17 protein-coding genes are annotated in these 19,362 nt (G+C 57.0%); 7 read left to right on the top strand and 10 right to left on the bottom strand.

Going from position 1 to position 19,362, the window contains the following annotated elements:
* The first annotated feature begins 144 nt into the window (after window positions 1-144).
* The gene (xrtD, locus tag ACEWL3_RS14790; protein ID WP_386184115.1) at window positions 145-1,746 is read left to right on the top strand and encodes a VPLPA-CTERM-specific exosortase XrtD; all 1,602 of its coding nucleotides are present in this window, start codon (window positions 145-147) and stop codon (window positions 1,744-1,746) included.
* A gap of 131 nt (window positions 1,747-1,877) precedes the next feature.
* Here xrtD and ACEWL3_RS14785 read toward each other — a convergent pair whose 3' ends face one another.
* Window positions 1,878-3,140, bottom strand: coding sequence for a glycosyltransferase family 4 protein (locus tag ACEWL3_RS14785; RefSeq protein WP_386184112.1), 1,263 nt, complete (start codon window positions 3,138-3,140; stop codon window positions 1,878-1,880).
* Window positions 3,133-4,395 carry a nucleotide sugar dehydrogenase gene (locus tag ACEWL3_RS14780; RefSeq protein ID WP_386184109.1) on the bottom strand — a complete coding sequence of 421 codons (1,263 nt, stop codon included), beginning with the start codon at window positions 4,393-4,395 and terminating at the stop codon, window positions 3,133-3,135. Before ACEWL3_RS14780 ends, ACEWL3_RS14785 begins: the two co-directional genes overlap by 8 nt.
* Window positions 4,396-4,805: 410 nt before the next feature.
* On the opposite strand from ACEWL3_RS14780, the gene ACEWL3_RS14775 reads away from it, so the two are divergent.
* Window positions 4,806-6,248, top strand: a complete 1,443-nt coding sequence (locus tag ACEWL3_RS14775; protein ID WP_386184106.1) for an oligosaccharide flippase family protein — start codon at window positions 4,806-4,808, stop codon at window positions 6,246-6,248.
* 23 nt (window positions 6,249-6,271) lie between these two features.
* Here the strand turns inward: ACEWL3_RS14775 and ACEWL3_RS14770 are convergent, their stop codons facing one another.
* Genes ACEWL3_RS14770 through ACEWL3_RS14760 form a run of 3 tightly spaced genes read right to left on the bottom strand, consistent with a single transcriptional unit; the run spans window position 6,272 to window position 9,542 of the window.
* Complete coding sequence (locus ACEWL3_RS14770; RefSeq protein ID WP_386184104.1) at window positions 6,272-7,438, bottom strand: DegT/DnrJ/EryC1/StrS family aminotransferase; 1,167 nt, start codon at window positions 7,436-7,438, stop codon at window positions 6,272-6,274.
* The gene (locus tag ACEWL3_RS14765; protein ID WP_386184101.1) at window positions 7,435-8,418 is read right to left on the bottom strand and encodes a sulfotransferase; all 984 of its coding nucleotides are present in this window, start codon (window positions 8,416-8,418) and stop codon (window positions 7,435-7,437) included. The genes ACEWL3_RS14770 and ACEWL3_RS14765 overlap by 4 nt, the downstream gene beginning before the upstream one ends.
* Window positions 8,419-8,432: 14 nt before the next feature.
* Window positions 8,433-9,542 (bottom strand): lipid II:glycine glycyltransferase FemX, encoded by a 1,110-nt coding sequence (locus ACEWL3_RS14760; protein ID WP_386184099.1) that lies wholly within the window; start codon window positions 9,540-9,542, stop codon window positions 8,433-8,435.
* Between the two features lie 184 nt (window positions 9,543-9,726).
* Between ACEWL3_RS14760 and ACEWL3_RS14755 the strand changes: the two genes are divergently transcribed.
* From ACEWL3_RS14755 to ACEWL3_RS14740, 4 genes are read left to right on the top strand one after another with little or no spacing between them, the layout of a single operon-like run.
* Window positions 9,727-10,698, top strand: a complete 972-nt coding sequence (locus ACEWL3_RS14755) for a glycosyltransferase family 2 protein (protein ID WP_386184097.1) — start codon at window positions 9,727-9,729, stop codon at window positions 10,696-10,698.
* Window positions 10,695-11,891: a GNAT family N-acetyltransferase gene (locus ACEWL3_RS14750; protein ID WP_386184094.1), complete on the top strand. Its 1,197-nt coding sequence runs from the start codon at window positions 10,695-10,697 to the stop codon at window positions 11,889-11,891. The genes ACEWL3_RS14755 and ACEWL3_RS14750 overlap by 4 nt, the downstream gene beginning before the upstream one ends.
* Window positions 11,888-12,925, top strand: a complete 1,038-nt coding sequence (locus tag ACEWL3_RS14745; RefSeq protein WP_386184091.1) for a lipid II:glycine glycyltransferase FemX — start codon at window positions 11,888-11,890, stop codon at window positions 12,923-12,925. Before ACEWL3_RS14750 ends, ACEWL3_RS14745 begins: the two co-directional genes overlap by 4 nt.
* Window positions 12,922-13,605, top strand: coding sequence for a polysaccharide deacetylase family protein (locus ACEWL3_RS14740; protein ID WP_386184089.1), 684 nt, complete (start codon window positions 12,922-12,924; stop codon window positions 13,603-13,605). Before ACEWL3_RS14745 ends, ACEWL3_RS14740 begins: the two co-directional genes overlap by 4 nt.
* Before the next feature lies 1 nt (window position 13,606).
* On the opposite strand, the gene ACEWL3_RS14735 is transcribed toward ACEWL3_RS14740, so the two are convergent.
* Window positions 13,607-14,995: an O-antigen ligase family protein gene (locus ACEWL3_RS14735; protein ID WP_386184087.1), complete on the bottom strand. Its 1,389-nt coding sequence runs from the start codon at window positions 14,993-14,995 to the stop codon at window positions 13,607-13,609.
* A gap of 51 nt (window positions 14,996-15,046) precedes the next feature.
* Entirely contained in the window at window positions 15,047-15,766 is a 720-nt protein-coding gene (locus ACEWL3_RS14730; protein ID WP_386184085.1) for a sulfotransferase family 2 domain-containing protein, read from the bottom strand.
* Window positions 15,767-16,028: 262 nt separating this feature from the next.
* Between ACEWL3_RS14730 and ACEWL3_RS14725 the strand changes: the two genes are divergently transcribed.
* Complete coding sequence (locus ACEWL3_RS14725) at window positions 16,029-16,919, top strand: capsular polysaccharide synthesis protein (RefSeq protein ID WP_386184082.1); 891 nt, start codon at window positions 16,029-16,031, stop codon at window positions 16,917-16,919.
* Here the strand turns inward: ACEWL3_RS14725 and ACEWL3_RS14720 are convergent.
* The 3 genes from ACEWL3_RS14720 to ACEWL3_RS14710 all read right to left on the bottom strand — a co-directional run.
* Window positions 16,888-17,517: a sulfotransferase family 2 domain-containing protein gene (locus ACEWL3_RS14720; protein WP_386184079.1), complete on the bottom strand. Its 630-nt coding sequence runs from the start codon at window positions 17,515-17,517 to the stop codon at window positions 16,888-16,890. The two genes, ACEWL3_RS14725 and ACEWL3_RS14720, sit on opposite strands and share 32 nt — an antisense overlap.
* Window positions 17,518-17,655: 138 nt before the next feature.
* Entirely contained in the window at window positions 17,656-18,447 is a 792-nt protein-coding gene (locus ACEWL3_RS14715; protein WP_386184077.1) for a sulfotransferase family 2 domain-containing protein, read from the bottom strand.
* A 157-nt stretch (window positions 18,448-18,604) separates the two neighbouring features.
* A partial coding sequence (locus tag ACEWL3_RS14710) for a hypothetical protein (RefSeq protein WP_435001086.1) occupies window positions 18,605-19,362 on the bottom strand: 758 nt, incomplete at its 5' end.

Here is a 19,362-nt window from a genome sequence, read left to right as displayed (position 1 = left end):
ACGTAAACAATGCCGCCTTAAAGCGCCCATTTTGCACGTTTTGGCCTATTACATTCAGGAACGTGACCGACCTGCCCTTAAGGCTTTGCCAGGAATAAGGCACGATGCGCGCTCATACTTTGTCTCGATTCGAAGGGCCTGACTATGCCGAATGGCAGCAACACCCTTGATCCAACCCGGCCCATCCTGCCCGCGCTGAACGCGCCGGGGCTGGCGTGGTTCACGCTTCTTCTGGCGGGATCAGTGCCGATTTTCTGGATTGGCTTCGTGTCTCTGGGGGTCGCCTGGAGCTCAGCTGAATACAGCCATGGGCCGCTTATTCCGCTGATATCGCTTTATCTGTTCCTGCGCGAACTCAGACGCGCGCCCCTGCCCCAGCCTGATATCCGTGATCGCTGGCCCGGTGTTGCGGTGATTGCACTGGCACTGATTGTTGCGGTCCTTGGCAATCTGGCGCGTATCCCGGATATCGTCACCTATGCGATGATCATCTGGGTCGGCGGCGTGGTGCTGACGGTGTTCGGCTGGAACCGGGGCCGGCATCACCAGTTGGCGGTGGTGCATCTGGTCTTCATGCTGCCGTTGCCGCAGTTCATCTACTGGAAGCTCACGATATTGCTGCAAGGGATCTCATCGGTCATCGGGGTCTGGTTTATCCAGCTTGCCGGGGTCCCGGTGTTCATCGAAGGCAATATCATTGATCTGGGCGTCTATAAACTTCAGGTGGCCGAGGCCTGTTCCGGCCTCAGATACCTGTTTCCGATCCTGTCATTCTCGTATCTCTTTGCAATCCTCTATCGCGGCCCGATGTGGCACAAGGTGGTGCTGCTGGTCTCGGCCGCGCCTCTGACGGTGCTGATGAATTCCTTTCGGATCGGCGTGATCGGCGTGCTGGTGAACAGCTACGGGATTGAGCAGGCCGAAGGGTTCCTGCATTTCTTTGAAGGCTGGATCATCTTTCTGCTCTGCATAACCGTTCTGTTTATGATGGCCATCGGACTGCAGCGGCTGACCCGCAACCCCCTGCCCCTGTCCGAGGCGATTGATCTGGATGTTGAGGGTTTCAAACCCATCGCGGGCCGCATCCTTGGCATTCGTCCGTCCCCGGCGTTGGCCGCGGCGGCGCTTCTGACACTGGCGGTCTCGCTTGCCTGGGCGCTGAAACCCGCGACCGACAACCGCCCGATTGATCGCGATCCATTCGCAATTTTCCCGCACCAGATCGGTGACTGGTCCGGCACCACCAGCCGCCTTGACCCGCGGGTCGAACGGACGCTGGGGGCCAGTGATTATCTGAACGCCAGCTATATCCACACCGGAACAGGCGATTTCGCGAATATTTTCGTGGCCTTCTACAACAAACAAACCGACGGCAACGGCATCCATTCCCCCGAGATTTGCCTGCCAGTCGGTGGCTGGGAAATCTTCAGTATTGAACCCTATACGCTCACCCCCGGCGAGACGCCCTACGGCACCTTCACCGTCAACCGGGCTGTCATTCAAAAAGATATGTCACGGCAGCTTGTCTATTACTGGTTCGAACAGCGCGGCAAGCGCATCGTCAATGATTTTCAGGCCAAGATCAGCGTGATCAAGGACGGCTTTACCATGGGGCGCACCGACGGGGCACTGGTGCGCTTTGTCACCCCCATTTTCCCCGGTGAAACCGACGCCGATGCCGATGCGCGGCTGCAAAAGTTCATGGATCAAAGCCTCGACCGGCTGCCGCGCTTTGTGCCCGAATGATGTGAGCCGCCAGATATGAATGAAATCCTTGAATATATGGCTGCGGCACAAGGTCAGCGACCTGGCCCGTCAGAAAGTCCGCTAGACGGGGCGCAGCTTATGGTCTGTCCAAACGCGGACGGGCACCGGTCTTACCCTTTCCAGATCTGCTGATAGGCCGCGATCAGGGCGGGCACCTGATGCGGCCAGGCCATCTCGGCTTCGACACGGGCACGGCCATAGCGGCCCATTTCAGCGCGCCGCGCATCATCCTCCAAAAGCTCAACAAGCTTGTCCGCCATATCCACCGGATCATTGGCACGGGCATAAAGCGATGCGTCCTGCGCCGAATGGCGGCCTTCGGTCACATCGAACTGCACGATCGGCTTTTCGAACGCCATATATTCAAGGATCTTATTCATGGTGGATTTATCGTTCATCTCGTTCACCCGGTCCGGGTTCACACAAACATCTGCCGTCGACAGAACCTCAAAAAGCGCGGTGTCAGGGGCCCGGCCCGTGAAGGTCACGAAATCTGACAGCCCCAATGCATCCGACTGTTGCTGCAGCTTCTCAAGGCTCGGTCCTCCCCCCACAAGACAGAACTGGATATCGTCGCGGCCCTGCTTTTTGACCAGATGCGCGACCGTTTCCAAAAGCAGATCAATCCCCTCCTGATCACCCATGACGCCAACATAGCCGACCATATATTTGCGCCCGTTGCGCCAGACCGGATTTTCAGGCTGACGTTCCAGCCGCGACAGATCTGGGCCAGAGCGGACGATAAAGACATCCTCGGGGGCCATACCACCACGTTCGATCGCAATTTTCCGGTAGCTTTCATTGGTCGCAATCGACACCCGCGCCGCCGCAAAGGTCAGCCGCTCAAACACGCACATCAGCTTCCAGAAAAATCCGCGCTTGCCAAATTTGGCCTCGTAAAGCTCGGGATTGATGTCGTGGTGGTCAAACAGATACCGCACGCCCAGCAGTTTGAAGGGCAGCGCCACTAGAAAGATCAGATCGGGCGGGTTGCAGCCGTGGATGACGTGAAAGCCGCGGGTAAATTTGATCCGCAGCGCCAGCCATGTTTCCCAGAACAGCGCGGCACCGTATTCCAGCAGATACCCCAGCGCCCCGCTGGCATCGAGCGGCAGCGGATGGCGGTAGACCTGAATGCCGTCTTCTTCCCACTGGCGTTCCTCATGGCCTTTGCCGGTGGGGCAGATCACGGACACCCGCGCCCCCGCCGCCGCCAGCGTGCGGGCCTCCATCCAGACGCGCCGGTCAAACGGCACCGGAAGATTTTCAACGACGATCAACACCTTAAGCCCTTTGAGGGGCAGTGTCTGGCGTAATTCTTCCAAGGTAATTGGCAAGACGGCTGAGGCCTGAACCGGGGGTGTGCTAGTCATATTCATAGGTACGCATTATTTCTGCTGTGCCCAGATCAAGCCCCTCTATGATCCGGTTCGACGCGACAACCAGATCCCAGGGGCCGGCCTCAGCCGTTGCTTTATCAACCAGCAGGGTACCGACAGTGGGCAGATGGGTGAACGCATAGCCAAGGTTCTGGCCGCGCAAATCCGCAGGCTCAATCTCGGGGTCATAGACCGACAACTGATAGCCGCCCTGCAAAAGCCGCCGCGCGATATCGACATTGGGGCTTTCGCGCAGATCATCGGTTTCGGCCTTGAACGCCAACCCCACCATCAGCACCCGACCGTCCGCGGGCAGCCTGGCCATGATGTCCTGGGCCTGGCTGGTCTTATGCGCCTCATTGGTGCGCAACAGGCTGTCGATCAGATGGGTATGGGCGCCGATCTCGCTCGAGATATGCTGAAGCGCGCGCACGTCCTTGGGCAGGCACGAGCCACCAAATGCCCCGCCGGGGCGGGTATAATAGGGCGAGATATTGAGCTTGGTATCCGACACGAAGATCTCATGCACCTTTTTGGCCGACACGTCCATTTTATGACAGACCCGGCCGATTTCATTGGCAAAGGCCACCTTCACCGCATGCCAGGTATTGTCGACAAACTTGGTGATCTCGGCCTCTTCATAGGCGGTGTAGAACACCGGCGCATCCAGACCTTCATGCATCAGATCCATCACCTGTGACAGTTTGCCATCCCTGGTACCGACAACGATCTTGGGCGGGGCGAAAAAGTCCTGCACCGCCGTGGCCTCGCGCAGGAATTCAGGGTTATAGACGACCTCGACGGCCGCCTCGAACCTGTCCCCCAGGGCGCTGCGGAAAATCGGCGCAACCAGTTGATTGACGGTGCCGGGCCGGAACGTCGACCGATAGGCCACCGTCAACGGGCGCGCCCGGTCAGGGGACACGGCTTCAGCAATCTGGCGCGTCACCTCGGCCACATAGCTCATGTTGTGCGACCCATCGGTCGAGCTGGGCGTGCCAACGCACACAATCGCCAGATCAACGTCCGAGAGATCGGAAATCTCGGACACCGCCCGGATCAGGCCCTTGCCAAGCGCCTCGGTCAACAGCTCGCCAACCTGCGGTTCCTTGATCGGAGGGTGGCCGGCATTGATCTCGGACACCTTGTCGGCGTTGACATCAATGCCGATCACCTCATGCCCATCATGGGCCAGACAGCACGCCGCTGTGAACCCTACATACCCCAACCCAAAAATCGCTATTTTCATTCCGTCACACTACTTTTTAATTCAACGCTCAACACGCCATTGTTGCCGCAGCGCATACAACCACCTGAATAAGCACCATCTTTGCACATTTAGAGACCAATTTGTGACACTGGCCTGCATTATCCATTAGATTTTGGGGCAATATTCTGACACTGAGCTAAAATCATGCAACCTTCGCAGAAAAAGGTAAGATGCGCTTCTGTTTGGATTATCAGTGGTTTCGTCGGATTGCCAGAATGTCGGTCAGATGCCTATTAGAATATCCGTTGGGCAAACAGAAAATGAAATAGTAAAATTTTATATGGTTCTTTGTTTTTAATGAGAGAAAATACTTGAAGAAGCCTAGCAAACTCACTCCGAGCCCGAGCTTGCTTAGCCGTAGTTCGTCCCTAGTTTTGGGAGCGGCTACAATGCTTGTGTCTGGCATATTCCGGCAGGGCCTCGGGTTCTTTACACTCGCGGTGACAGCCAGACTTCTCAAGCCCGAAGATTTTGGCATCATCGCCTATTTCATGATTGCCGCAGCCCTTTTGGAAATGATGCAGCGCCAGATCGCGATGGTCCTGATCAGGCTTGACGATGTCACTCATGAACACCTCTACACCGTGTTCACGCTTCAGATTTGCTTCGGGCTGATCGCGGCCGGGCTGTTCTGGGTGGCGGATCCCTTTATTTTGGCTGTCTTTGGTATTCCGGAATTGGTAGATATTCTTCCGGCCATTTCAGCCCTATCGATCCTGATCGCGCTTCGCAGCCCCAAGTTTTTGCTCTATGAACGCCAATTACGGTTCTCGCTGGCGGCGGCCGAAGAAACATTGAGCCGCTTTGCCTATTGCGGCGCGGCCATAACGCTGGCCTGGCTTTGGCAGGATTTCTGGGCCGTCATCTTCGCCGTTTTGATAGGGCTGGTGGCCCGCAGCATATTCACCTTCGCCGCTGCACCAATGTTTCCCAAACCATCCCTGTCGCAATGGCGGGAAAGTTTGTCATTTTCCTCGTGGTCAATGGGCGCGCAACTTTCCCAGTTTTTTGCCAATAACATGCCACTGCTGATCATCGGCAACGCGCTGGGGCTTGCAGATGCCGGTATCTACCGGGTTGGTAATCGCATCACCAACGCCGTGACAACGCAGTTTTTCGCACCGCTCCAGCGAGTCCTCTATCCCGGCCTCGCGGATGTCTCGCGCTCCTCCGGAAGCGAAAAAGAGGCCTTCATCCGTATCAATATGATTTTGTTGGCCATCGTTCTGCCTATCAGTGTCGGAAGCGCTCTGATCGCCGTAGACATGATCTGGTTCGGGCTGGGGTATAAATGGATCGCTGCGGCACAGGTTGTCTGGGTGTTGGCCCCGCTCAAGGCCATGGAGACCTTACAGGCAAATGTACGGGCTGCCAGCTATGTTGCAGGATCAACAAAATCCCTGTTCTTTCGGAATACCCTGCTTTTGATTCTAGTCGTCCTGTATATGAGGATCGGCACACAATTTGATTTCCGTGGCGCACTTTTTGCTGCCGGACTGTCAAGCTTCACCGCCCTCATAATCACTCTTGTTATGGCCAAGCGCTTTGGGAATGGGGGACTTTTCGAACCACTCACTGTTGCATGGCGCAGCTTCGTGGCCTGCGCGGTGATGGTGATCGCCGTGATCGCCACCGATCTGGCGATCCGGTCTGGAGCGGATGGGCCCCGCATTCTTGTCATCGTTCTAGCCAAGGTCGGGGTCGGTGCCGCCGTCTATACGACCGTACATATCGCTTTGTGGAGTATGACCGGCCGGCCCAAGGGGTTGGAAACGCTGGTGTTCTCTCTGCCGTCTCGCCTACGCGGCCGGTTCGGGCGCTCGCGCGTCTAACCAAAGCAGTATAGCCTTTCGCGTCAGGCCGACGACAGGACCTGGCGCAACTGACCGACGATGTGATGCAGATGCGCGGTACCAAGGAACTGGTGCAGCGGCAGTGACAGCACACCATCCTTCAGCGCTATGGCCCCGGTCTGCCCATGCCAGTCCAGATTGCGGTTGAAGCCCGCCCACCACGGGGTCACGCTGATGCCGCGCGCCTGAAGTGCGCGCGCCACGCGGTCGCGGCCGGCCACCATGACCGGCATGTTCAGCGGGCAGGTCTCAGGCGTAAGGTCGGGCATCAGCAGCCGCACATCGGCCATGCCGTCCAGAAGATCGCGATACTCCTGCCAGTTAGCGCGGCGGGCCGCAATCGCCCCCTGGACCGAAAAGGCCTGCAATGGCCGCGCGGCGAAGGCGCTGATCCGCGTGCCCCGAAGCGCCGGGTCGAAATAATAGTGCCCCGGCATATCCTCCAGTTGGTCCGTATCGGCGGGATCCGGCGCATCCGCAGGCTGGGGCCGTCGCAGGGCGCGCATTATCCCCTGCGCCCGCGCCGGCCCCAGCACATTTGCCAGACCCGCGCGGACAAGCGTCTTGGCGACGGTCTTGCGCGGGGCCGGCTGGCTGAACGGAGTATACGCCGCCAAATCTGGCGCATTGACCACAAGCGCCCCGCCTTGCAAAACCGGCACAAATTTGTAGAAACAGAAGACCGCGACATCGCCGGTCCGGCCCTCTGCCGGATTCGCACCGCTCAGCAGGCTCAGCGCGCAATCCTCGATCAGGCGCAGCCCGCGTCTGTCGCAGAGCACCCTGAGAGCGGCCAGTTCGGGCTGGATCATTCCGAAATAATGGGTGACGTAGATCGCGCGTGTGCGGCTGGTGATGAGCGGCTCGATCCCCGCCGGATCGGCGCGCAGATCCTTCTCCACCGGGTAAAGGCGCACCGCCAGACCGGCATTGATCAGCGGATCGACTTCGGATCCGCAATTATAGGCCGGGGCCAGAACTTCGTCGCCCGCTTGCAGCCCTAACAGATCACAGGCCGCGCGGATCGCGACGCGGGTGTTGAAGCTCCAGAACACGCGCCGATCCGCGAAGAGCGCGGGAAATCCGCCCTCGGGGTCGCGCTGGACCAGCCGCGCGGCCGTCATCGGCGGGTCACCGCAATAGGGCACGGGTATCTGCTCTTCCGTCATTGGAGCTTCTCCCCGTGGGTTGTCGTGCCATCGGACATCTCATCCAGACAGGCCCGGATGCGTGCGCGCGTGTCGTCCTCGGGCTGCCGGCGACAGACGATTTTCGGCACCGCCCCCACCCCGGGCTTGCGCGTCACCGCGATGGCATTACGCGTCCAAAACGTCTCAATCTCCTCCAGCACGGTGTCGGGCTGCGCGCAAAGCTGCTCGTAATCGACCTTCATGACCCGGTCGTCGCGGCCAGCCTTGTCGAGATGCGCGACGATGTCCATGTGGCTGAGCATGACCTGCGCACAGGATTGTGTCACCGGATCGGCACCAGCATAAACCTTCCAGCCGGGCGGCCGCAGTGACCACCATCCGGTTCCGTCCATCGACACCTTGTCCTCGCGTGCCTTGACCAGAGACCGTGCATTATCCGCCCAGTTCCTCTCGACATAGAGAAATACCGCGTTTGGGAAGGTTTCGATCAGAAACAGAAAATCTGTTTGCAGGATCATGTTCTTCACCACCATCGGCTGCCCCGCAATCCCGCAGATCGCGGCCATCTTGCGCCGTATCCGCGCGGGCGTCAGTCCCGGCTGGTCCAGATTATAGGGTGCGGCATAGGGCATCCAGTGGCTCCAGATGCGCCCGGCCTCGTTTGGTGCGGCATTGCCGCCGAGCTCGCCATAGACACTGTCGAACGACCCTCTGCGGCGGCGCATCGCGGTCCGGCAGAGCCATGTCGCGGCCACGGGAACCCGGAACAGACGCTTGGCCAGATTGGTGAAATATCCGCACTGGAACCGGGTCGTCACCAGCTCATAAAGCAGCGTCGTACCCGATCTTGGCGGGCCGATGATGAAACAGATGGCACTGTCATCGGGGCGCGCCCAGCGTTCCAGAATAAATTCCAGAGGTGCCAGCACACCTGAAACCAACAGGTTCAGATATCTGGCGCGTGCGCTGCTGTAGGAGACAAGCGGTTCGTGATCCATTCCTGTCTACTCCCTTATCGCCGCGCAGACCAAAGTCGTTTCGGGTTGAGCCGCCTTATCTGCGGAAACAGCCGCTTGACCGTGCTCCGGGCGCGTGCCGGCAACATGGCAATCCCATTGGCAAGCGGGTTCAGAACCAGCGTATGTTCGGCAATGCGCCGCACATGGGTTGGCTTGAACTCGCGTTTATATTCATACACGTTGAAATTAGGATGGCTCTTATCTTCCACCGGCAAGAACCCTTCGACATCAAAATGCGTACAGCCCTGACGCTTAGCCCAGAACAACCCCTCCAGCCACAGGGCTGGAGCCACCCGCAGGTTACCAATCGCCTGCGCTGCCCCCGGATCCGCCACATATCGGCGCGCATGAGCGGTCGTTCTACTGCGATAAAGCAGCAGTCCACCCAAAAAGACGTCTTCGTGATAGGCACCAAAAATTACGCCAATAGAGGGGTCACTATAAATATGTCTGAATCCAGATTCATATTCGGCACGTGACACCGGCGTCAGATTATGTCGAGCTATCACTAGGTTGTTCAGATGCTCAAAGAATGTTTCGGCGTCTGCCTGTGTCTCGATCCGGCGTATTTCAATATCGGACTTTTCGACCAGGCGCACCTTGCGCCGGGCACTGCGCGAAAAGGACGCCATCAACTCATCTTCGGTCAACGTCAGATTAATCATCCCGGTGTCGCGATGCGGCTCGGGGTCTGAGATCGCGAACCCCGCCGCTGACAGTTTGCCGGCCAGCCCGGTGGCATTATCGTCCAGCCAGTACGGGGTGATGCGCAGCGCATCCACCTTTGCAAAACCTACATGCCCCGCAAGCGCCTGCATAAACGCCACCATCGTGTCGTCATCATCACAAACCGGACCGCTTAATGCCGAAGCCACAGCAATGCGGCCGGGCATCAGTCGGCTAGGCTGCAGCGTGAATAACCCTATCGCGCAGATTTCACCGTCTCTCCGACCAGCGGCATACAACACGTCCTGACCGGTTGCGCGCTCGACCTCGGCAAAACGAGGGTCCTGCCGCGGGTGCTGATGCTGCGCTTGCGCTAGAAACGCACACCACTCTGAATCCTGGGTTTCCGTTAGGCTATCCAGGCACTCAATATCCATTTAATGTCACTTTCCATACGCCCAACAGAACTTTAACCTAATACCCGATCCGGACGCCACCGCTATGCGACCATGCAGCAATATGCCGAATAATATTTGCCGCCCCTATGGTTTCAAACCCAAAATCGTGATTCACTCCACCTTTAAACGTAAATTTTCCTTTGTATTCAGGACTTAAGCTGCCATGAATCCACAATGTGATCCTGTGCACGCAAAATGGGCCGTATCAATTGTCATCGTAAACTGGAATACGCGGAATATTTTGCGTGATTGTCTCGATTCCATCGCCAATCAAACCACTCTGCCGCATGAAGTTATCGTGGTGGACAATGCCTCAACCGACGGCTCTACCGAAATGGTACGGCAAGAATTCCCGGATGTGGAACTGATTGCAAACACCGAAAACCGGGGGTTTGCTGCCGCCAACAATCAGGGGCTTAAGATCGCCACCGGGGATAGGCTTTTGCTGCTCAACCCTGACACGATCATTCTTGATAACGCCATTGATGTGATGTGCGCCTGGCTTGATGCCCACCCGGATGTAGGCTGCGTCGGCTGCCAGGTGTTTGAGGACGCAGATACGATCCAGCGCACCAGCTTTGCTGATCCCGGGCCGCTGAACTTGGCGCTGATTGAATTTGGCCTATACCGGATGGCACCGCGCAACCGCCTGCTAGGCCGGCCCGAATATGGTGACTGGGACCGTAACAGCGAACGGGATGTGGATGTGGTGTCGGGCATGTTCATGCTGGTACCGCGGCCGGTGTTCGAAGTGGTCGGATTGCTGGACGAGGCGTTCTTTGTCTATTCCGAAGAGGCCGACTGGTGCCGCCGGATCCGCGATGCAGGCTGGCGCTGTGTGTTTGCACCCAAGGCCCGCATCCTGCATCTCGAAGGCGGATCAAAAAGCACCGCCCAGATCAAATCGCGCATGTATGTACAAAAGCAGAAGAGCAAAACGATCTACGTTCGCAAGCATTACGGTCTGACAGGTGAAATGGCTACGCGTGCGATCTTTGTCAGCAGCGCCCTGCTGCGCGGGCTGGTATTTGGTGTACTGGGATTGTGGCGCTCGACACCGGACCGCACAGCACGGCTGCGACTGGCCGGAGCCGTCATTCAATATCACCTGCTTGGGCGGGAGCCCACGACATGAAACATGCAAAGACAGACAGCTCACCACTCTCCCTGGAATGCCATGAGGCCCCTGCGCATCAGCTGACCACCTGTCAGGACTGGGATGCCCATATCACCGGAACCGGGGCCGAGATCTATTTCCTCATCGGCTGGCAAGAGGCCTGGTGGGCACATTACGGCCAAAGCTTTGCCGCCAGCCGCAGACCCATCAGTTTCATCTTGCGGGACGGAGCGCAGATCGTGGCCACACTCCCCATCTGTATTGAGACAATATGGGCTGGACCTGCTCCCATTAAAACCGCTCGTTTGGCTGGAATAGACCCTAATTTTGCGATCATAACCCTGCCCATTGCGCCGGGTTATGAGGCAGCTGTTCTGCAGCGGGTCTTTGATCACCTGACACACGACATGCGCTGCGCGGTGTTCAGTCTATCACCCGTCTCGGACCGCTCACCGCAACTGGACGCTATCCGATCCATGGCCCCACTCCGGGACCGTAATGACCGCGGTCATACGCTGATGGCCCTGCCCGATAGCCCCGATGGTTTCATGGCAGCCTTGTCCAAAAGCCGGCGCCGCGAGGTCCGCCGCGATATTAAACGCCTGACCGAAGACGAACCCTTGCGTAATATCAGCTCGGACGCCAACACGCTGGACGAGATGATGGACCGGTTCATTGATCTGCACACAAAGCAGTGGCAGGCGGCCGGAAAAGGCGGACATTTTTCTGACTGGCGCGTTGCCTCCGCGTTCTACCGCGTCCTGCTGCACCGACTGGCTCCGGACGGCCATGCCGCCATTGATGAGCAGTGGCTGGGCGATACCATCCTATCAAGCCAATTGCGCTATACTCTGGGCGACAAAGCCTATTGGTGGCTGAATGCCCGCTCCATCGACCCCAAATTCGAAAAAATTGGGCTCGGACGGGTCGGCCTTGTGGAACGCGTGAGCGCGCTGATCACTGCAGGCACCCAACTGGTCGAGGCCGGAGCCGGTGAATATGAATACAAGCTCAGCTATGGCGGTGAACTGGTGCCAGTGCATACCATCGTCTTTGCCAACCCTGCAAAGCGGCTGCGGGCACAGATGCTTTTGCTCTGGGCCGATGCGGTTCATCTCCTCTATTACCGCATCTGGTTTCTGAAACTCCGGCCTCGGCTGGGCACCCGCCCCCGGGCGCTCTGGACCCGCTGGATACGGACACGGCTATGAGTTCCGCGCCCCTGACCCTGCAAACTATAGCCCCCGAAGACTGGCCTGGGATCAGCGCCGGGTTTCGCGATCTAACCTATGAGCAAAGCCTGACCTACAGCCAGGCCGCAGCCAGCAGAATAGGTGCCGAAGCACAGTTCATCCTGTTGGTCGACCCCGATGGATGCCCAATTGCCGCCGCCTGCCTGCGCCTTAAACGGGTGCCAGGACTAGGACGCGGCATCGTCTGGATCGCCGCAGGCCCGCTGATGCAGCACCAGCTACAATCCGACCCGGGTCCAGAGACAATACGCACCGTTCTGGCGGCCCTGCGCAACTATGCACAAGGTGCCGGTCATATCCTTCGGATGCGCCTGCCGGTTGCCGCGCAGCACGACATCGCAGCCCTCGATCAGCTGGCCGCTGAAGAAGGTTTCCAGCTGACCGACCGCTCTCCAGCCTACCGGACCGTGCTTATCGATTGTGATCAGGATGAAGAAGTGCTGATGCGCGCCTTACATGGCAAATGGCGCAACCCTCTGCGTAACGCCCTGAAAGCGGGGATTGAGCTGGACCATGCCCCGATTGCGGAACGCGCCGACCGGTTCGATATGCTTTATCGCGAGGTGCAGGCAACCAAAGGCTTCAGCCCCGATATTCCACCAGAGTTCTATTATCCCCTTAAAGGCCCGGATTTCATCCATGAGGCTCTGATCGCCCGTAAGGGCGGGGCCGATATTGCCGGTATGACAATTGGACGCGCGGGGCGAAATGCCGTCTATCTGTTCGGTGCGACAACCGAGACCGGGCGACGGCTCAATGCCGGACATTACCTGATGTGGCAGGCCAGCCTGCGCTGCCGTGAACTGGGCATGAAATACTTTGATTTGGGTGGAATAGATCCAGATACAAACCCCAGCGTCACCCGATTTAAACAACGCACTGGCGGCACGGATATCTCCGCACCTGGCCCGTATGAATTCCGGCCCTCCGGCCTGACCTCAACCCTGATCGGGGCCGCAGAATTCCTGCATACCCGCTTAAAGGCAAGATGATGACATATGCGATTGGCCTTAATTTCCATGGGATCGGTAAGCCCAAACGCGTGCTGGAACCCGGCGAGGCTCCCTATTGGGTTTCTTTGGGGAAATTCGAATATATGCTTGATCAGGTTGCGGCAGCCCCGGATCCGTCCCGCTTTGTCATCACCTTTGATGACGGTAATCTTTCGGATCACGATATTGCCCTGCCAGCCCTGACCGCCCGGGGGCTGCAGGCGCATTTTTTCGTGCTTACCAGTCGGATTGGCCAGCATGGTGCACTGGATGCGGGACATATACGGGCATTACGGGATGCCGGTATGACAATCGGCAGCCACGGAATTGATCATGTGGCCTGGCCTACACTGAATGATACGGCACTTGAGCGAGAGCTGCGCGATTCCCGCGTGCGCCTTGAAGATATCTGCGGGCAACAGGTGACCGAAGCGGGCATTCCCTTTGGCCGCTACGACGCGCGCGTGCTGAAAGCCTTACGCGCAGCAAATTACGCGACAGCCTGGTCCAGCGACAGCGGCAAGTTTCGTACACACGCTTTTCTGCGGCCTCGGACATCCCTGCGTGGGGACATGTCCGAGAGCATGACAACCCTTATCCTCTCAGGCCAGATGTCACCCCTGCGCCGCCTTCGCCGCGCACTTGGCATGACCCAGCGCCGCTGGATGGTTACTGGTTGAATTATGTGATTTCTGTTGCCCCCGACGCACCTGATGATTTCTGCGAAAAGCGTGTGTAACGGATTGTTCTTTTGCCAGATGCGGTTTTTCCGCCTGTTTGCCCTACATCAGCCGCCTGATCCGTATCAACAAACCACATTCCACACCCCAAAAGGAACATGAGAAAACAATATGCAGCGTCCCACAAATGTACGGTAAAGGCCGCCATGCTCAAACTTGCAAACGCTATCAGATATCCGGTACGCGCCCGCGCATACAATCCAGTCAACGGTGTCCGGCCAACCCGCCAACACGTCATGATGGCGGCCAAGCCAAGCATAATAAAAGCCGGTATACCGTAACGCAAAGCCACAAGTAGCCAGAAATTATCAACGCTGGACTTCATCCAGCTCGGCCTGGTCCATTCCTTAAGCCCAATCCCAAAAAACGGATTGCCGAAAATATCATCAATCGAGTTGTTGAAAATATGAATTCTGTTCCAAGCCGATCCGGACGAAAACGTCAATTCTGACGCGATAATCTGGAACGCATTGCGATTGGAAGCCAGTTCCAGAATAATATAAAGAATGCTGAAGATGATCGCAAAAATCTTCCATCGATTCTTTATGGACTTGAGTATCTCGTCCCAGGCAGTGAGAAACGCCTGCAGTATGATCGCCAAGAACGCCCCCGACGACAGCGAACTAAACACTGCCGTGCCCACCAAGAAAGGCCGAATGATGCGTTTGAATATCCCTTTTTCATGGCTCAGCACATACCACGACAGCGCAAAGGCCGATGCACAGAACGCTCCAAAAAGGATGGAATGCGGAAATGAGACCTGAGCGCGGAACAGTCCCATCCGCGGCTCCTGGTTCACCTTGTAATAGACCTGGAACACAGGGCGGAACAGATCCAGCAGAACGGATTTCCCAGTCAGGTTCTCGAAAAGCGCGAAGGGCAGCAACAGCAGAACGATCGTGAAATACCACCAGACGAAAGTACGAAAACTTGCGTAATCACGGATCAGAACGCGCGCGGTCAGATAGGGAACGACGGTTTCAACCACCAGCATGCCGGAAAATTCCCACTGAGCGGCGATGCCGTGGTTGATAAACAGCGCGGCCGCCATCCACAAGGCCGCGGCGATCACCAGAATGTCAGCGCTGCGGATCGGGCCGGCGTTCCCCTTCATCCACCCGATCACGACAGGAAAGGCCGCCACCAGCAGGTAAAGGCGATACGCACTCAGCTTCAGCCCGCCGATGGAAAAGAAGAATGGCATCACGAAAGACAGCAGCATGATCGCGATCAGCATACCATGCTTCGACGACGCCCGGTCGGCCTTGGTGACCATCTGTGCACCTATTCTTCCGCCGGTTTGCCGGCCCGAATGCGTCACAAGCGTCATTTGCCCCTGTCTTCCCTCTCACGGTTTGCGCAGCACCCCGGTTCGCAGCCATCAGGCCGCAAGCATCTCCTGCGCCGCCCCGATATCATACATATCTCCGAGCAGCACGTAATCCGGCTCGGTGATCTGCAATAATCTGTCGATCTGTCGGGCTGTCAACCTGTCCTCCCGCAGATTTACAACCGATCTGTTCTCGTGCCGCATTGGGAAGGGGCGCCTCAGCCGCTCCGACAGAAATTTGGTCATCTCACCGATCTCTTCGATTTTGAAGACGCGATCAAAGAACACGATATCCTCTCCCAGATGCCACGAATAGGGCGTGGTGTGGACGCGGACGGGGCGGCTGACCGCGCGGTAGTCGTAAAAATGGTCAATGAATTCGCCGAAATCCGGATTCATCGGCAGTCCTTCGTTCTCGATATCCATCTCTTCGCCGCGCCATCGGAACTGGTTGCCATGTATCTTGTCGCGCCAGGCAGATTTGATCCGGGCGGCCGGATCGCGGGTCAGTGTGAACGAGGCATACCCGTCCGGCACCTCGGTTAGGCCGAATTTCTGGGTTCGGTATCCATCCTGTTCATGAATATTGCGCGGCGCGGCCAGCTTGGCCCGGGCCAGCCGCCAGCGCAGATTATTCCCGATGCGCACGATTCCTCGGCCCTTGAAGGGTGTACCATGATCAAGCTCCCAAAGGGTTTCCTTCAGGGTGCTGCTTCCGACCTTGGTGATGTCGAAATAGACTAAATTCAAAGCCTGCGAGACAACCGCCATCGCACCTACCTTTTTGGCCCCAGACTTCCTGCGGCATTCGGAAAATCATAGCCATCTGCCCGGTAATTACAACAGACCCGGCGAGAGAAGGGGGCAGATTGCCAGTGCTTGGCCACAATGGGAGGTACACAGCGTGATTGTTGCCGCAGCGCCGGTCATCTTTGTGATGATCCGCAAAAATTGGGAAAACTCGAATGCAATGCTGGTCCAATCCTTATTGGGGAGTTAAAGATTTGCATAAGACAACAAAAAAGAGGCTACTGTGCGCGCTCCAAAACTCTGGATATGGTTGTTTACCCTGATCGTAGGGGCGCGGATGCTTCCCGTAGTATGGCGCCGCGCCATTAAGAAGGCCCGCGGCAAGCCCAATTATCTGCACAAATCTGCGCCACGCCAGATTCCGAAAACTATCTGGATCTACTGGGACCGCGGCGAAGCAGATGCGCCGGACCTTGTTCGGCACTGCATCGCCTCATGGCGCGACCGCAATCCCGGCTGGGAGGTGCATGTGCTGGATGTGGCCTCTGTATCGGATGTTGTGCAGATGCCTTCGCATTTCAACGCTCTGCCCATTCAGGCCTACAGCGATCTCCTGCGCTTCAGGCTCCTCAGAGAGCATGGCGGCATATGGGTGGATGCAACAACCTATTGTCTACAGCCGCTGGACCACTGGCTTCCTTTCGTGGCATATCGGGGTTTTTTTGCATTTACTTGGACGCCCACCGAAAGATGGTTCATTTGGCCCGGAATGTATCGGGATCTCGGAACTTGGTTTCTTGCATCTGAACCGGGCGGGACAGTAATTTCACTTTGGGAACGTTACAGCTTCGATTACTGGCGGAGGCGCCAAAAGCCACTCATATACTATTGGGCCCACGCTATCGTGGACGTGCTACGGCTTACAAATGGGTCGTTCCGGCAAAGCTATAATTCGATGCCGAAAATCGGGTGCTACGGCCCTCATCTGGTGCATGATTGCGTGACGCATGGCCATGATCCTCAAAAGATCGCGGCATTGCTCGAAACTGGAGCCGCGCCAGTTCAGAAGCTGCGCTGGAACTGGAGCGAGGACCGCATCACACTGGCAAAGCAGATGCTCGGGATCGAAGAACCGGTTGCAATCACGCGTCAGGATCGTAACCAAGCCTCGTGAAATCCTCGGCATAGCGGTCACGGATCGCCTTGCGATTCCACGCACTCAGCTGATGCCGGGTTAGCCGCCTGTGGCTGTTGGTCGACTCGTTCCGCTTCGGCAGGGTTCGCGGATCGCCGAAAATGCGCTGGAAGATCTCCGGCATCCTGTCCTTCAACTCTTCGAACTTGACGATCTCATCGACAAGGCAAGTGCCATTTTCGTCAAACAGATACCTGCTCTGTAGCACGGCATGCCGCGCGATATCGTAATAGTCGTCACGATACTGCTTTCTGAGAAACCAGAAAAGCGGCCCGGTCTTGCGAAACCTGCGATACCGGAACTCCGACAGGATCCGGTCATAGGGGTTACGGACCACCGCGAACTTGAAATAGGCGTTCCAGAGATCCCGGTCGATATGACCGTTCCGCACATATTCATCCGCATAAAGGTGTGCCAACCTTTGTGGGCCGAACGCCGGGTCGCTATTATACCGCAGGTTCAGAATTCCGCGGTCGTCCCATGACAGCCCCAGATCATCGACAAATACCTGCTCGATGCTCTGCCCTGCCGTTTTCGGAACGTGGACGAAGATGGTTTTGTGCCGATGCGAAATCATCCGTCTGCTCTGTCTGCCATCAGTCTCACACGTTCGCTCCTACCGGCACACGCTCCTATCCGTCCAGCCTTCATTTCGCAATGGCTTTTGCATAGCAAGCGATTTTGAAAAATCCAGCCTTGCAGAGCATAAAGAGGGTCACATTGTTATATCCGCCGATACGCTCCGATAGAGTGCGATATCGGCGGCATAATAACTATTGATGAACGCCAGCACAGTGGCGTCCTCGAACGCCGGAAGCGGCGCAGCAGTGCCTGGCTTCATCAGTTTTCGCCGCGCATGTACGCGCAGCGCCTCGTGGACCGCACCCGGCAGCACCCACCGAGCCGCGGCGCTGCCACTACGCAACAGATTTTTCAGCTGGGGGTGGCGGAACACCGTGGTTTTGTTGGCATGGCCAATCTGCAACGCGTCCGTGCCGAAATGCCGGCCAAGTGCGGCACCGAGAAGATCGAGCCGTTCCATAGGATAAAGGTGCCGGACCAATTGTACACCATTGATCCCCACATAGTCCGATTGCCGCGAAAAATGGATAAACTCGGGCGCGATCACGCGCGGTTCGGATTGCAGATAGTCGACGACCAGGTCGATCTCAGCGTGGATATCGGCCTGGTCAAGCTGGGCGAACTCCTTGCCGAGATACATCTTAGTCCGCTGCGCCAGGGCCGAGCGGAACCGCTGGAACGGATCACGCAGAAGGGCAAAGCTGTCATAGGTCTTCAGCTTTTCGAAGGCATCTGGATCGATATCCCGCAGCAATGCAAGCGGCAGATGTCGAAAATCGATCTCGCCCAGTTCCGGATGCAGCTCGACGGCCTTCAGGAACCTGCTATCAGCGTCATGATACGGCAATACCGCCGCGCGCACCGACGTTCCCGCACATTTAGGCACATGAATAAACACAAAACGGTAGCGATCTGATAAAATCATAACTTGGAACTCTTTGTCCCACATGTCTCATATGGCGAAAAAAATGGATTTAGCAATGTCTTAGAACAGAAACGTCACCAGCAGGTAGCAGAAAAACTGCCCCCGCCGATGTTCTCATACTGCCATATATGGTCCGGTTACGCTTGAAACTTTTCCATCAGCCAAACAAATCTTCTGCTTGCGCCGCTTGAATATCAATGAACTGCACGTCGTCGTCGATCGCAAAGGCACTGATTTCTCCGTCAACGAAACGGTTGTTGGCTGTTCCAAGAGTCCATTCCCATTCTTCACCACCATTGGCATCGATAAAATCAAAGTCAGTATTGGTTTCATCAATCACCACAGCGCCGTCGACCACAACCTGCAAGTGGTCCGACACTTGGTCGACCATCAGGGTAATTTGGTGCGCATCAGTGTCATTGAGGCCAATATTGTCTGCTCGGAACCCCTTGGTAAATTTGCCGTCGTTATTCGCGACATAGGCAATCAGGCCATCCCTCGACACTGCCAGTCCAAAATTGCCTTTATTCCAGACCAGCCGCTGTGAGCTGCCATCCGCCTCGTCCCTAGTGAATTCAACTGTGAAGGCAATCTGTTCGGAATCTTCAAATTCTGCCAAGCGACCAAGTTTAACCATGTCACGATTGCCATCAAATTGTATGGCTGAGCCTGAAGCAGTATTCACGATGGCAGCATCACCGATGAGTGATGTTTGCTCGTTGTTCGACAAAGTAGCAATATCCAGCACATAATCATCAAACACCATCTGGGGCTGCGAGCCGCCTGTGCCGGAGGTATCCGTACTGCCGCTTGTACCGGAGGTATCCGTACTGCCGCCTGTACCGGAGGTATCCGTACTGCCGCTTGTACCGGAGGTATCCGTACTGCCGCTTGTACCGGAGGTATCCGTACTGC

Source organism: Sulfitobacter sediminivivens (assembly GCF_042611115.2).
Lineage (GTDB): Bacteria > Pseudomonadota > Alphaproteobacteria > Rhodobacterales > Rhodobacteraceae > Sulfitobacter > Sulfitobacter sediminivivens.
Note: the sequence above shows the minus strand (reverse complement) of the source record. Positions and strands in the feature narration are given on the sequence as shown.

What these genes read in the sequence shown, in the direction of transcription:
- ACEWL3_RS14750 (WP_386184094.1), top strand. Translation starts at nt 10,695, where the DNA reads ATGAAACATGCAAAGACAGACAGCTCACCACTCTCCCTGGAATGCCAT.
- ACEWL3_RS14770 (WP_386184104.1), bottom strand. Translation starts at nt 7,438, where the DNA reads ATGACGGAAGAGCAGATACCCGTGCCCTATTGCGGTGACCCGCCGATG.
- ACEWL3_RS14765 (WP_386184101.1), bottom strand. Translation starts at nt 8,418, where the DNA reads ATGGATCACGAACCGCTTGTCTCCTACAGCAGCGCACGCGCCAGATAT.
- ACEWL3_RS14715 (WP_386184077.1), bottom strand. Translation starts at nt 18,447, where the DNA reads ATGATTTTATCAGATCGCTACCGTTTTGTGTTTATTCATGTGCCTAAA.
- ACEWL3_RS14755 (WP_386184097.1), top strand. Translation starts at nt 9,727, where the DNA reads ATGAATCCACAATGTGATCCTGTGCACGCAAAATGGGCCGTATCAATT.
- ACEWL3_RS14730 (WP_386184085.1), bottom strand. Translation starts at nt 15,766, where the DNA reads ATGGCGGTTGTCTCGCAGGCTTTGAATTTAGTCTATTTCGACATCACC.
- ACEWL3_RS14785 (WP_386184112.1), bottom strand. Translation starts at nt 3,140, where the DNA reads ATGACTAGCACACCCCCGGTTCAGGCCTCAGCCGTCTTGCCAATTACC.
- ACEWL3_RS14735 (WP_386184087.1), bottom strand. Translation starts at nt 14,995, where the DNA reads ATGACGCTTGTGACGCATTCGGGCCGGCAAACCGGCGGAAGAATAGGT.
- ACEWL3_RS14745 (WP_386184091.1), top strand. Translation starts at nt 11,888, where the DNA reads ATGAGTTCCGCGCCCCTGACCCTGCAAACTATAGCCCCCGAAGACTGG.
- xrtD (WP_386184115.1), top strand. Translation starts at nt 145, where the DNA reads ATGCCGAATGGCAGCAACACCCTTGATCCAACCCGGCCCATCCTGCCC.
- ACEWL3_RS14780 (WP_386184109.1), bottom strand. Translation starts at nt 4,395, where the DNA reads ATGAAAATAGCGATTTTTGGGTTGGGGTATGTAGGGTTCACAGCGGCG.
- ACEWL3_RS14720 (WP_386184079.1), bottom strand. Translation starts at nt 17,517, where the DNA reads ATGATTTCGCATCGGCACAAAACCATCTTCGTCCACGTTCCGAAAACG.
- ACEWL3_RS14775 (WP_386184106.1), top strand. Translation starts at nt 4,806, where the DNA reads ATGCTTGTGTCTGGCATATTCCGGCAGGGCCTCGGGTTCTTTACACTC.
- ACEWL3_RS14760 (WP_386184099.1), bottom strand. Translation starts at nt 9,542, where the DNA reads ATGGATATTGAGTGCCTGGATAGCCTAACGGAAACCCAGGATTCAGAG.
- ACEWL3_RS14740 (WP_386184089.1), top strand. Translation starts at nt 12,922, where the DNA reads ATGATGACATATGCGATTGGCCTTAATTTCCATGGGATCGGTAAGCCC.